Here is a 12,875-nt window from a genome sequence, read left to right on the forward strand (position 1 = left end):
GTACCATTAAAAGGCTACCTGTTACAATAGATTGATGATGCGCTATCTATGAACATCGAAGTTCAGTTTTTTAAGTTTCCTTGTTCTTTTTTTAGCCGATTCATTCATTAAACAAAAGGTTACGTAAACGTATAATTAGTAAAAATAAAAAAAGAGAAAAGGGCGTTAAAGGTATGATAAAAATGACTAAAATTAGTTTATTTTTTTATATTAAATACGAACAAATTTTCGGTTATTGATGAAAAAAAACATTGAAAATGGTATGATAAAAGAAAAAAAGGAGGAAATTTTTAATGGTGAAATTTATCCATGCGGCAGATTTACATATGGATCGGTCATTTGAAGGACTGACAACTCTTGATAAAACTGTACAGGAAAAACTATTGAAGACGAATCTGATCGTTTTATCAAATATCATTGAACAGGCAATAATAAATAATGTTGATTTTGTTTTACTTGCAGGAGATAATTTTCATCAAAATCGTCCTTCATTAAAAATACAGAAACATTTTTTAGAACAGATGAAACGGTTAGAAAAGAACCATATACCTGTATTTATAATATTCGGAAATCATGATTTCTATCAAAAAGAGCGGTATTGGTTCTCCTTTCCTAAAAATGTCCATTTATTTACATCCGAAACGGTAGAGACAAAAAAAATAACGATAAAAAGTGGAGAAACTGTCTCTCTCAGTGGATTCAGTTATCGACAACCATGGATTCAAAAAGACAAAGTGATGGAATTTCCTTCTAGAGAACTTACAGATTACCATATTGGTTTGTATCACGGGGAACCGGGTACCTCGCAAAAAGGGAACTATGCCCCTTTCCAACCTTCAAAAATGCAAGAAAAAGGATACGATTATTGGGCTTTGGGGCATATCCATGTGCCAACAGTTTTAAATGAAAAGCAAACCATCGTTTATCCAGGTGCGCCTCAAGGACACACTAAAAAAGAACAAACTTCTACATCCATTCTACTTGTTGAATTAAGTAAAGGAAGTTGTCAAATACATCCGATTAAAGTAGCAGAGGTCTATTGGAAGACAAAGGAAATATCATTGAGGCAAGTGAGGACGACAAAAGAGGTGATTGTTCATATTCGTCAGCAACTTTCAAAAGTAGAGGATGGGTTTAGTTTAATTGAGATAAAATTAAAAGATTATGACCATCTCAATACAGATGTTCTAGAGCGAATACAATCAGGAGAGTTATTAGATTATCTGTTAGAGGAATTTTCAGATAGGATAAGTGATTTATTTATTTGGCGTATTTCTCTCATGGAGGATACTTTTTATACGAAGATTCCACTTGCTGCTTCTGCTAAATTGATGGAACAGCTATTTCAATACTATCAGACACCTCAAGATTTCCAACAAATTTTAAATGAAGTATATAGCCACCAAGAAGCAGCTAAAATATTGAGCGAACTGCCGGAATATCAAGAAGAAACACTTGAAAAAGCCAAGCAGCTACTTAATCAAGATTTTTTATTTGAGGAGGATCAGGAATGAAGATTTTAAGGATCGAGATTGCTGCTTTTGGAAAATGGCGTCAAAAAAGTTTTGATTTTTATTCAGGCAATCAGCTGATCTATGGGGGAAACGAAGCAGGAAAATCAACGATTTATCAATTTATCCAAGCCATCTTATTTGGATTCCCTTCAAAAGGCCGTAAAAAAAAGGATTATACACCAAAAGACGGCTCAGCCTATGGCGGCAAAATATGGCTTATACATCCTGTATACGGTGAGTTTGCTGTCGAACGCTATAAACAGCAAAATCGTGGAAAATCGAAGGTATGGCTAGGGAATCAAGTTGGAAGTGATGAATTACTAGAAAAACTGATTGCCCCTTTGACGAAAGAGTTATTCCAGCAGGTATTTACTTTCCAGCAAGAACAGTTGATGGAACTAGATCACTTGAGAGAAAAAGAGCTACATGATGCACTGATTTCTTTAGGGATTACGGGCAGTTCTCAAGTATTCCAAAAAAGACAAGAATATTATCAGAAAGCACAACAGTTATTCAAGAAAAAAGGCCAAAAACTGCTGATCAATCAAAAATTAAATGAATGGAAAGAGCTTCAAGAGAAAATCCATCTAAAACAAGAACAGGAAGCTTATTTTGGCAAGTTGATCCAACAAGAACAGGAATACGAGTCGCAACAGCAACAGTTACTGGAACAACTAAATGAAGCGAATAAACAATTTGCACTAGCCAGACAGCAAGAACTCAATTTTTCTTTATATGAAGAATGGCAATCCCTCAAAAAAAACATCGCCACAGGTCTTCCTGATGAACAACTTCTTCTTGATCTGGAGTCTTTTTCCAAACGGTATCAGCAAACAAATGAGCGTTTAGAAGAATTAGAAGTAACTCTGGAAAAGCATAGCGGGATGGATCAGCAGTCAGCTAGATATTATTTTTATTTAGAGCAGGAGCAAGAACTAAAAGACCTCCAACAACTCCAGTTTACAACGGAACAATTAAGCGAAGAATGGCAAAGACTTCAAATAGAGACTAGAGAAACAAATTCAGAATTGAAGATCTTGGAACAAAGATGGCAGTGGCAGAAAAATCCGTTACCGGAAGAATTTTTATATGAAGAAGAGTGGAAGAATCTTCTGGCTGAAGAAAGAAGGATTGCTGATTTAGAAAGCCAGATTTCTGTGCGTCTCCAGATAGCTAAAGAACAGCAAAAAATGATCGAAGCAGAAGTGAATGAGTTGGAAGAGACTTATCCAGCATTATTACAAAATCAGTCAGAGATAGCACCAACCCCTTCATCTAAACCATATATGCTAATTGCTGGCGGAGCAATAATCATTGCAGGTATATTTGTACCAATGCCCTTAAAAGTGGTCTTTTTATTGATTGGTGCAGGCATGGCGGGCTATTTCTTCTACAAAAAGCAATCAAAGGTCAAACCTAAAAATGATTTATCAGAAATAAAAGGAATGTGGCAAGAAAAACTAGGTCAGCTTGATTTAGCTTTAGCCCAATTAGCAGAAGCAGAAGAAAAACAAAAGAGAATAGAAGAAGAAAAACAAATTCTTCAGCAAGAAGTATATCGTTTTGCTGATCATCGGCACTTAGGAAAGATGGATACACTCAAACTCATGAAAGAATATGGGCAAGAAGTCATAGATTATCAGAAATTGTATGGCGTATTTGTGCGGAAACATAAAAGAGAGCAGGAAATCCAAGAAAAACTACGACAGATCGATCAGAAATTTGAGTTTGTTAAAGAATGGTTACCCATACAAGATAAGACGATCTCAGAAAAAATGGCTATGCTGTCCCGTTTTATCCAAGAAATGGAACAGATGAAATTTGCTAGAAGCTATCAGCAAAATACTTTATTGAAGCAAGAAATCAATCAATTGAAAAAGAAACAAAAAGTATGGGTACAAGAATACAGCGAACAATTGAGCCAAGCTGGATTATCTTATCCTTCGGAAGTACCTGTCTTTTTACAAAAAGCCAAACAAGCCGAACAGCAGATGAAAAGGTATAATGAACTGTCAGAAATGCTTCGCCCACTGTTTCCTGAAGAACTGACGAAAGAGAAATTATCTGTAAGACTGCGGCAACTGAAAGAAAAGCAAGCCCAGCTCCACCAAGAAGAAAAAGAAGCAAGTGAAAATCGGCAACGACTCCAACTTCAAGTAGAAGAGCTGCAAAGAGACGGCACATTGGACGAACTCTATCAACAAGCTAGCCGACAAAAAGCAAAATTGCAGGAATTGCTAGAGGAATGGGGCGCATTTGAAATCGCCGGGACATTTTTAGGCGATCTTTCAACAGAGATGAGTGAAAGACAATTACCTCAGTTGTTAAAAGCAGCGGGTGATTATTTAGGTATTTTAACAAAAGGAAATTATCAGAAGATATTACTGAAAAACGATACACTGACTTTAACAGACGGATATACAGACTTTCCAATCTATGAGTTGTCTACAGGTACGAAAGATCAGCTGATTATGGCGATGAGGTTTGCTTACCTCTCGTTAGAAGCCAATCGTTCGATATGTCCGATCATCATAGATGATGGCTGGCTTCATTATGATCATCAGCGAAAGTATCAATTAGCTGAACTTTTAGCTAAATTTGGAGAAAAGTATCAAATAATTTGTTTTTCTTCTGATAAAGAAATGGTAAGCTATTACCATGAGATGAACCAAACCGTAAAACAATTAGAAGGAGCAAATAATGAAAAAAATTCGTGATTTAGTAATCGATGAGCAGTTTGAGCAATTTGTCCTGATCAAAAGTGCAGATGTAAGAATCGCTAAAAACGGAAAAAAATTTATTGCTTTTACTTTCCAAGATACTTCAGGTACCATCGATGGCAAGTACTGGGATGCTTCGGAAGAAGAAATCAATAAATTTACAGCCGGCACAGTCGTTTTTCTAAACGGTAAAAGAGAGGTTTATCAAGGGAACCCGCAAGTAAAGATTCTTCACATGCGTTTAACAAGGATGGATGAGCCAGGGGAACCTAGTTTATACATGGAAAGAGCCCCTTTGAAGAAAGAAGAAATGGAAGAAGAAATCAATCAATTATTATTTGAAATCACAAATGCGCATTGGAATCGGATCGTTCGCTATCTACTCAATAAATACCAAAAACAATTTTTTGAGTTTCCGGCAGCCAAAAGAAACCATCATGCATTTGCCAGTGGATTAGCTTATCATACTTTGACAATGCTTCACTTAGGAAAATCAATTGCCGATGAATATCCTGAGTTGAATCGACCATTATTATATGCGGGTATCATTTTGCATGATTTAGGAAAGGTGATCGAACTTTCCGGTCCTATGTCGACAGAATATACGCTTGCAGGGAATTTAATCGGACATTTGGTATTGATTGACGAAGAAATAACTAAAGCCTGTCTTGCGCTGAAAATCAGCGAAGCTGACGAAGATGTTCTCGTATTACGTCATATGGTTTTAGCACATCACGGCCTATTAGAATATGGTTCACCTGTACGTCCAAGAATAATGGAAGCAGAAATATTACATCAAATCGACAATATTGATGCTTCCATGCAGATGATATTGACTTCGATTCGTCAAACAGAACCAGGAAAATACACAGATCGGATTTTCGGTATGGACAACCGAAGTTTCTATGTACCAAAAGATTTATAGCAAAAATTTATTTTTTTCATTCAAAACAAAAAAGCGAGACATAAGTCTTCGCTTTTTTTGTTTTCTTTTATTTTGATGAATCAGTTGTTTCTTCAGTTGAAGATTCTTTTGTTGAATCAGTTGATTTTGTGTCAGAGCTCTTTGTTGAAGATGTGGCTTCACTTGAGTCTTTAGCACCTGATGAAGTTGTTGTGAATGCACTCAACACATTTTCAAAGGCATCGTCTTTGATTTTTACGTTTGCATCTTTTAATTCTTCACCGATTACTTTAGTCGTGAATGCATTGTCACTTAATTTTGTTTCAGTAGCGATTTCTTTTAATTGATCTTTGTATTTATCCATGTCGTTGCCTTTATTTTGGTTTTTCACCATTTTAACAACATAGTATTCTGTTGCATAAGAAGTAGTGTTTGTTGCAGTAATAACGTCAGAGACTTCGCCGTCTTTCAATTTGAAAGCTGCTTCTTTTACTTCTGCAGGAATAGTTGTCGTCGTCGAGTCGAATTTGACTTTACCGCCATCTTCTTTTGTCTCTGAATCAGTTGATTTGTCTTCGGCTAATTTAGAGAAATCATCCCCATCGTCCGCTGATTTTTTTACATCTTTTGCTTCATCTTCACTTGATAATTTGATGATTTGTGCTTCTACTTCTGGATGGAAAGATTCCCAAGCAGTTTTCAGATCATCATCTGTAATATCTACATGAGCCTTCAAACCAGCTTCAAAAGCTAGATTGTTACGGATATATTCTTTGTAAGAATCTTTCGTATACCCAGCAGTTTCTAATTGTGATTCAAAAGTATCACCTAAAGATTTCGCTTGTTTGTCGTATTCTGCATCCACTTGTTTATCTGTTACTTTATCGCCGTATTTGTTATTGAATACTTTATAGATGATCATCCGTTGTACTAATGATTGGTTCGATGATTCGAGCTTTGCTTCATCGTAGAAATCAGATACAGTGATCGTTCCGCCTTTCATCGTTGCGATATCTTTATTGGTATCGCCTGAACAAGCCGCTAGAGTTAAAACAGCCAACGCACTAGTAGCTGCCAAAATAATTGATTTTTTTTTCATTAATGTTTGCACTCCTGTAATTAGTTATTATTTTTTATATATTAACTATACCATATCCCATGCCCTTTAAAAGCGTTCTCGTGATAGTTTCAAACAAAATTCAAAATTTCATCACATTCCTAGGAAATGTGCAATTATTCCTCTATTAGACAGTCGTATCTGTTGAGAAAATGATCATTATTGTATTTGATCAGGATACTCAGGCAGATCAGCTGTTAGTTTTTCTACTTGTTCATTGATTTGGGCGATACGTGGTTCGGCCTGGAATTTAAAATCTTCGATATCTTTGTTGATGGCTTCTTGGAAAGCGGGAATCACAGATTCAGCTGTTTCTTTTGTCTCGATCAATGCGCTTTTAAAATGATCCAAGCTGTTATTTAAATCGTTTGTCAGAGTGGTTGCTTCTTCCAGTTCTTCAATCAGTTTTTTTCTTGTTTCGTTCCCGCTCCTAGGTGCAAATAACAGACCTCCGACAGTTCCAGCAGCAGCTCCGAATAACAGTCCTTTGAAAAAGTTTTTAATCATCGCTGTGCACCTGCTTTACGATTGTTTCTTGAATAGCTTTTAGTTCTTCTGGTCCATAACTGTCTTGATGGTTGCCAAAATGGATAGAAAAATCGTCCTCTTTGCTATAGCGAGGAACTAAATGGATATGTGAATGAAAAACAGATTGATAAGCTAATTCACGGTTGTTATTCAAGATATTAAGACCTTTCATTTCTGGAAAAGCTTTTTCTAAAGCTTGAGCAATCTTAGGCACACGTGAAAAAACTTCTCCTGCAAGTTCAGGATCATATTCAAAAATATCTGCTACATGACGTTTAGGGACAACTAACGTGTGTCCTTTCGTTGCTTGAGAAATGTCTAAAAAAGCATAGACTTTGTCGTCTTCATAAATTTTATAGCTTGGGATTTCTTGATTGATGATTTTGCAAAAAATACAGTTTTCCATAAAAAACATCCTTTCCATAAAGAATAAATACTTCAGCTTAACTTTACCATAAGTTAAAGCCATTGTAAGGAAAAAAACAAAATACCGTCATTTTCTTCGTGGTATAATAAATAAAAATAAATGGCGGAGGAAAAAGAATGAGTTTAATTATCGATCATGTCACAGGAGGGTATGGACATCTCCCTGTGTTAAAAGATATCAGTTTCAACGTACAGCCTGGAGAGATAGTAGGATTGATTGGGCTGAACGGAGCAGGGAAAAGTACAACCATCAAGCACATTATCGGTCTGTTGGAAGCTACAAAGGGAACGATAGAAATCAATCATCTATCTTTAAAGAAAAATACGGAAGAATATCGTAAACAAATTGGGTATATTCCAGAGACGCCTTCTTTATATGAAGAATTGACTTTGAGGGAACATATCGAAGTCACTGCGATGGCCTATGATATACCTATGGATACAGCAATGAAAAGAGCTGAAAAGCTGTTAGAGACTTTCCGTTTGTCTAATCGCCTTGACTGGTTTCCGGCTAATTTTTCAAAAGGGATGAAGCAGAAAGTGATGATCTTATGCGCCTTTTTGATCGAGCCTTCTTTATATATCATTGACGAACCATTCTTAGGATTGGACCCACTGGCTATCAATGCGCTGCTTGAATTGATGGTAGAGATGAAAAAAGAAGGAGCCGGTATTTTGATGTCTACGCATATTTTAGCTACTGCAGAAAAATACTGTGACCGTTTTGTGGTCTTACATAACGGAGAGATACGAGCAGATGGGACCCTTGAGATGTTGAGAAAAGAATTTCATCTGCCGGATTCTTCTTTGGACGAAATCTATATCGCTTTAACAAAGGAGCAGGCACATGAGTAGTTTTTTTCAAAAACGTTTAGCAAGGCATCAAAAGAAAATGATGAAATATATGCGCTATGTGTTGAACGATCATTTTGTTTTAGTTTGTCTTTTCTTAATTGGTGGCGTGGGATTGTATTATTCTAGTTGGTTGAAAACCTTGCATCCGCCTTTTGCACTTGGGGGAATGATAATCTCTGTATTTTGGATGCTCTGTTTATTTGTAGGCAAGATGGCTACTTTTGCGGAGGCAGCAGATATTGTTTTTTTACTTCCGAAAGAAAAAGAAATGCAGACCTATTTGGAACGAGCTTTTCGCTATTCTTGCATTTTTCCGATGATCATTTTGATATTGGCATGCGGATTTGCTATGCCATTAGTGGTGGTTAGTACTCAGCAAGTCTTTTCGATGTTTTTCGTCTATCTGATCATATTATGGAGTTTGAAATTCAGTCATCTGCAAATCAAGCGAGCAGAATTGTTTCGACTAGATCAACAGGTCATTCGTTATTGGAAAACAGGTTGGTTACTTTCTTCTATGCTCATTTTGCTTCTTTCATTTTATTGGCTGGTCTGGGCAGGGGTAGCAGGTGCATTGGTACAGGCAAGTCTATATTACTGGTTTTTGTGGAAGCAACAGGAAAAAAGATTGGATTGGGAGAAAATGGTGCACGCAGAAGAACAAAGGTTGCATCAGATCTATCAATTTATTAATTTATTCACAGATGTTCCTGAAATTACGGCAAAGGTAAAAAGAAGACGCTACTTGGATCCTCTATTGACTCATATTAAAAGAGAATCAAAAAACACTTATCTTTATTTGTTTGCAAGAAGATTGGCAAGAGGTTCTGATTTTAGTGGTCTTTACTTCCGGTTAGTAATTATAGGTGGGCTATTGATTTTTGGAGTGATCGACTTTTATTTTAGTCTGATAATCGGTTCTTTATTTTTATATTTGATCGGTTTCCAATTGTTGCCTTTAGCGAGCCAGTTCCGCTATATGGTGCTCGTTCAGCTTTATCCAATCCATGAGAATCAGAAGAAGCAGGCGATCCAGTATCTGCTCACATGGGTATTAGTTATCGCATCGGTTATCTTTGGGTTGATTGCTGCAGTCGTATTGGATGGTCAGCAACGATGGGTTCCGCTAGCGGCTTATTTGATTGTTACGGGTCTCTTTGTTAAACTATATGTACCAACTCGTTTGAAGAAGATGTCAGACTGAAAGCAAAGCTGTGTAGGATAAAAATGAACATGAAAAATAGAGCGTTGACAGTAAGAATGCTGTTCGTTCTATTTTTTTTGAGAAAAGTCGGTTTTTTGAATGGCAAATAAATGAAAAAGAACGTATATGTGCTTGACGTGTAGTGATCAGGCGACTAGAATAATAAGTACTGCAAAACAAAGAGTAAGAGGACGGGAGAATGCATGATGGAGTTTCAGTTAGACCAAGAGTGGCGGTTACGTCCCATCAAAGGCGATACAGGAAAAACATACATAGGCATGCGTGATGAAGACAAAGTCTTTATTAAACGAAACACGACTCCGATGTTGGCTGCTCTTTCAAGGGAAGGAATTACACCAAAACTTGTTTGGACAAAACGAACGGGGAATGGCGATACCTTGACAGCACAAGAATGGCTAGAAGGCCGCTTGCTAACTCCTAATGAGATTGGTCAAAGAAATGACGTGATTGATGTTTTGTACCATTTACATCATTCAAATTCTCTTAAAACCATGCTGACCCGTATCGGCGGACGTGTTATGACGCCGGAGAAGATGTTGCAAAAATATGAAAAAGAATTACCAGAAGAACTCCAGAAAAATCAATTTCTGCAAATCGTCCATCGATTTCTTCGTGAGCAGATCCCACCGATAGATAAGGAAAATCTATCAGTAGTGCATGGAGATGTAAATCATCGAAATTGGTTAGTATGTAAAAATTATTTATATCTCGTGGATTGGGATTCAATCATGTTTGCAGACCCTGCGGTAGATATTGCAACGATTTTAGGAAATTATGTGCCTCTATCCAGTTGGAATCAATGGCTGATCAGTTATGGCATACGTCCGACTGACGAAATGCTTGAAAAATTTCACTGGTATGCGGCCATGAATTTGCTCCAAGAAATCACTAGATACTGCAAACGTGAAGATCATCGACGAATGAACGAAGAAATTTTACAATTAAAACGAATTTTCAGTGGCTGAGGTTTGGCCCAAACTCTGCGGAGATTTGGCCAGACCTTTTTAATTAGAGAAAGGAATGGAGATAAATAATGCGTGTCCGAAATCGTCCGGGAGCAGCGGAAATGTTAGCGGCTCACCCGAATTTTGTAATTAGTGATCCAACATTGTGGAAAGGAAAATGGAATGAATTGTTTGGAAACAATCATCCAATCCACATTGAGATTGGAATGGGGAAAGGCCAGTTCATCACTGGAATGGCAAAAGCCCATCCTGAAATCAATTATATTGGAGTAGAAATGCAAGTAAGTGTTGTTTCTATAGCATTAGACAAGTTGATTGAACAACCGCTTCCTAACCTGAAGCTTCTGCATGTGGATGGATCAGCATTGACAGAATATTTTGCTGACAGCGAAGTAGATCAGATCTATCTGAATTTTTCTGATCCATGGCCGAAAAAACGACATGAAAAACGGCGCTTGACATACAAAACTTTTCTTGCTGTAGATGAACAGATCCTCCGCCCAAATGGAGAAATCCACTTCAAAACAGATAATCAAGGATTGTTTGAGTATTCGTTGGCAAGTTTTTCTCAATATGGCATGATCCTCAAACAGGTATGGTTGGATTTGCATCAAAGTCAATTTGAAGGCAATATTATGACGGAGTATGAAGAAAAATTTTCTTCGAAAGGTCAACGTATTTATCGAGTAGAAGCTCAATTTCAAGATAAGACCAAAAAGAAAAGTCTGTGAATGAACTTTTTACTTTCATAAAAAGATAAATCCCAGAAAACACATTACATCTGTCATGTGCATTTTCTGGGACTTTTTTGATTTAAGATATACCTATTTCCTCGGTTTTCAACAAGGTGGAATCAATTGGAATCGAGAGAATGAAAATAATCCTTTGTCGGTGATCTTCAATTCGGGTATGACAGATAATGTTAAGAAAGAAAGTGTCAAAAAAGGATCAAAGGTTTTAGCTGCCCCTAGTTGATGTGTTTCAGCTATTAATTCATTCAACTGTTCATTGACGATCGAAAAAGGTTCCTGTGTCATGATGCCGCCTATCGGTAGAGGAAGACAAGCTATTTCCTTCTGTTTGTTGACAACAGTCATCCCGCCACCTTTTTGAATCAAAAGATTAGCAGCATACAGCATATCCTCATCATTTGTCCCCACGACAACTAGATTATGAGAGTCATGAGCAATCGTTGTCGCTATCGCCCCTTGTTTCAGCTGAAATCCTTTTACGATGCCTAACCCAATATTTCCGGTTTGATGGTGACGCTCGATCACCGCAATCTTTAATTGGTCTTTTTCGATTGAAGGAATGAATCGTTCGCCTTGTCGGTCCACTTTTTCTACCAAATCGTTCGTGACGAGACTATTCGGGATAATTTCGATCACATGGGCTTGCGAAGAAGGGAGAAGCAGCTCTAACGAACGAGGGTGCAACGGTTGAGCATTTAGGTTTGGTAGACAGCATGTATATGGATTTGAATGATCAGCAAATAAATGGTCTTCGAGTTGACCAGATTGGACGACCAATGTTCCCTTATAGAAAACTTCATGAATTGGCAACTTGGTAAGATCGTCTGTTAAGAAGAAATCAGCTTGATACCCAGGAGCAATCGCACCTAGTGTTTTCAAATCAAAACATTCTGCTGCATTCAATGTTGCCATCTGGATTGCCTGTAATGGATCAATTCCCATTGAAATAGCTTGACGGACGATATGGTCAATCGATCCTTCTTTAACTAAATCATTGATGAGTTTATCATCGGTGACAAAGAAGCATCTTCTTGAATTATCAGGCGTGATCGCCGGTAGTAGCGATGCCAGATCTTTTGCAACGGTCCCTTCTCGAACCATTAAATACATACCAAGATCCAAACGTTCTTTAGCCTCTTTTGCAGTTGTAGCTTCATGATCCGTCCGAATACCTGCTGCAGGATAAACATTTAATTCTTCCATGCCGATACCAGCTGCATGTCCGTCAATCTTTTTCTTATGCTGGTGCATCAATTGGATCTTTTCTAGGATATCTGCTTCATTATTTGCTACTGCTTGATAGTTCATGACTTCAGCTAAGCCTAAAACTTCGGGATTTTGTAAAAAAGGTGCTAGATTTTTGGCATTTAGATTTGCACCATTTGTCTCAAATGGGGTGACAGGTACGCAAGAAGGGAGCATAAAGAAAATATTCATAAGCGTTTGTCTTGCGTCTTCTATCATAAATTGAAGACCAGTACTCCCAGCGATGTTTCCTATTTCGTGGGGGTCCGTTACTACAGTAGTGACTCCATGAAGCAAGGATACTTTTGAAAATTCACTTGGTGATAAAAGTGAGCTTTCAATATGCACATGGCCATCAATGAATCCTGGTACTAGATATTGCCCCTTAGCATTATGTACGCTTTTTCCTTCATATTCACCAATCCCTACGATCATTCCTTCGTAAATCGCTACATCTTTTTCCATGATCTCTTTCGTAAAGACATTGACGATCTTAGCCTGTTTGATCACTAGATCAGCGGGCTTTTTTTTACTTGCTACTTCGATGTATCTCTTTAATGTTGATTCCAATGGAATGCCTCCCAAGATAAATTTTTATAAGTATAACATAAATTCGTTTTTTGC

11 protein-coding genes are annotated in these 12,875 nt (G+C 37.3%); 7 read left to right on the forward strand and 4 right to left on the reverse strand.

Going from position 1 to position 12,875, the window contains the following annotated elements:
* Positions 1-293 precede the first annotated feature (293 nt).
* The 3 genes from ESP02_RS02265 to ESP02_RS02275 are packed head-to-tail and all read left to right on the forward strand — an operon-like array spanning position 294 to position 5,159.
* Complete coding sequence (locus ESP02_RS02265; RefSeq protein ID WP_002373019.1) at positions 294-1,514, forward strand: DNA repair exonuclease; 1,221 nt, start codon at positions 294-296, stop codon at positions 1,512-1,514.
* On the forward strand, positions 1,511-4,231 hold the full coding sequence (locus tag ESP02_RS02270) for an AAA family ATPase (protein ID WP_002373021.1): 2,721 nt from the start codon (positions 1,511-1,513) through the stop codon (positions 4,229-4,231). The genes ESP02_RS02265 and ESP02_RS02270 overlap by 4 nt, the downstream gene beginning before the upstream one ends.
* Positions 4,215-5,159 carry a 3'-5' exoribonuclease YhaM family protein gene (locus tag ESP02_RS02275; protein WP_002373023.1) on the forward strand — a complete coding sequence of 315 codons (945 nt, stop codon included), beginning with the start codon at positions 4,215-4,217 and terminating at the stop codon, positions 5,157-5,159. Before ESP02_RS02270 ends, ESP02_RS02275 begins: the two co-directional genes overlap by 17 nt.
* 67 nt (positions 5,160-5,226) lie before the next feature.
* On the opposite strand, the gene ESP02_RS02280 is transcribed toward ESP02_RS02275, so the two are convergent.
* The 3 genes from ESP02_RS02280 to ESP02_RS02290 form a co-directional block, all read right to left on the reverse strand.
* On the reverse strand, positions 5,227-6,237 hold the full coding sequence (locus ESP02_RS02280) for a peptidylprolyl isomerase (RefSeq protein WP_002316849.1): 1,011 nt from the start codon (positions 6,235-6,237) through the stop codon (positions 5,227-5,229).
* Positions 6,238-6,414: 177 nt separating this feature from the next.
* Positions 6,415-6,762 carry a YtxH domain-containing protein gene (locus ESP02_RS02285; RefSeq protein WP_002373026.1) on the reverse strand — a complete coding sequence of 116 codons (348 nt, stop codon included), beginning with the start codon at positions 6,760-6,762 and terminating at the stop codon, positions 6,415-6,417.
* Complete coding sequence (locus ESP02_RS02290; protein ID WP_002291337.1) at positions 6,755-7,189, reverse strand: HIT family protein; 435 nt, start codon at positions 7,187-7,189, stop codon at positions 6,755-6,757. The genes ESP02_RS02285 and ESP02_RS02290 overlap by 8 nt, the downstream gene beginning before the upstream one ends.
* A gap of 137 nt (positions 7,190-7,326) precedes the next feature.
* Between ESP02_RS02290 and ESP02_RS02295 the strand changes: the two genes are divergently transcribed.
* From ESP02_RS02295 to trmB, 4 genes are all read left to right on the forward strand, one after another.
* Positions 7,327-8,064, forward strand: coding sequence for an ABC transporter ATP-binding protein (locus ESP02_RS02295; RefSeq protein WP_002309930.1), 738 nt, complete (start codon positions 7,327-7,329; stop codon positions 8,062-8,064).
* Complete coding sequence (locus ESP02_RS02300) at positions 8,057-9,268, forward strand: ABC transporter permease (RefSeq protein ID WP_002373028.1); 1,212 nt, start codon at positions 8,057-8,059, stop codon at positions 9,266-9,268. The genes ESP02_RS02295 and ESP02_RS02300 overlap by 8 nt, the downstream gene beginning before the upstream one ends.
* Positions 9,269-9,471: 203 nt before the next feature.
* The gene (locus ESP02_RS02305; protein ID WP_002291341.1) at positions 9,472-10,254 is read left to right on the forward strand and encodes a phosphotransferase family protein; all 783 of its coding nucleotides are present in this window, start codon (positions 9,472-9,474) and stop codon (positions 10,252-10,254) included.
* Between the two features lie 68 nt (positions 10,255-10,322).
* A complete protein-coding gene (trmB, locus tag ESP02_RS02310; RefSeq protein ID WP_002373031.1) occupies positions 10,323-10,985 on the forward strand; it encodes a tRNA (guanosine(46)-N7)-methyltransferase TrmB in 663 nt (220 codons plus the stop codon).
* 108 nt (positions 10,986-11,093) lie between these two features.
* Here trmB and ade read toward each other — a convergent pair whose 3' ends face one another.
* Positions 11,094-12,821: an adenine deaminase gene (gene ade / locus ESP02_RS02315; RefSeq protein ID WP_010732853.1), complete on the reverse strand. Its 1,728-nt coding sequence runs from the start codon at positions 12,819-12,821 to the stop codon at positions 11,094-11,096.
* Positions 12,822-12,875: the final 54 nt, after the last annotated feature.

Origin of the sequence: Enterococcus sp. NBRC 3427, assembly GCF_007996925.1 — a bacterium.
GTDB classification, from domain to species: Bacteria; Bacillota; Bacilli; order Lactobacillales; family Enterococcaceae; genus Enterococcus_B; species Enterococcus_B lactis.

Coding starts and splice junctions, on each gene's coding strand:
- ESP02_RS02265 (WP_002373019.1), top strand. CDS start 294: ATGGTGAAATTTATCCATGCGGCAGATTTACATATGGATCGGTCATTT.
- ESP02_RS02270 (WP_002373021.1), top strand. CDS start 1,511: ATGAAGATTTTAAGGATCGAGATTGCTGCTTTTGGAAAATGGCGTCAA.
- ESP02_RS02275 (WP_002373023.1), top strand. CDS start 4,215: ATGAAAAAAATTCGTGATTTAGTAATCGATGAGCAGTTTGAGCAATTT.
- ESP02_RS02280 (WP_002316849.1), bottom strand. CDS start 6,237: ATGAAAAAAAAATCAATTATTTTGGCAGCTACTAGTGCGTTGGCTGTT.
- ESP02_RS02285 (WP_002373026.1), bottom strand. CDS start 6,762: ATGATTAAAAACTTTTTCAAAGGACTGTTATTCGGAGCTGCTGCTGGA.
- ESP02_RS02290 (WP_002291337.1), bottom strand. CDS start 7,189: ATGGAAAACTGTATTTTTTGCAAAATCATCAATCAAGAAATCCCAAGC.
- ESP02_RS02295 (WP_002309930.1), top strand. CDS start 7,327: ATGAGTTTAATTATCGATCATGTCACAGGAGGGTATGGACATCTCCCT.
- ESP02_RS02300 (WP_002373028.1), top strand. CDS start 8,057: ATGAGTAGTTTTTTTCAAAAACGTTTAGCAAGGCATCAAAAGAAAATG.
- ESP02_RS02305 (WP_002291341.1), top strand. CDS start 9,472: ATGATGGAGTTTCAGTTAGACCAAGAGTGGCGGTTACGTCCCATCAAA.
- trmB (WP_002373031.1), top strand. CDS start 10,323: ATGCGTGTCCGAAATCGTCCGGGAGCAGCGGAAATGTTAGCGGCTCAC.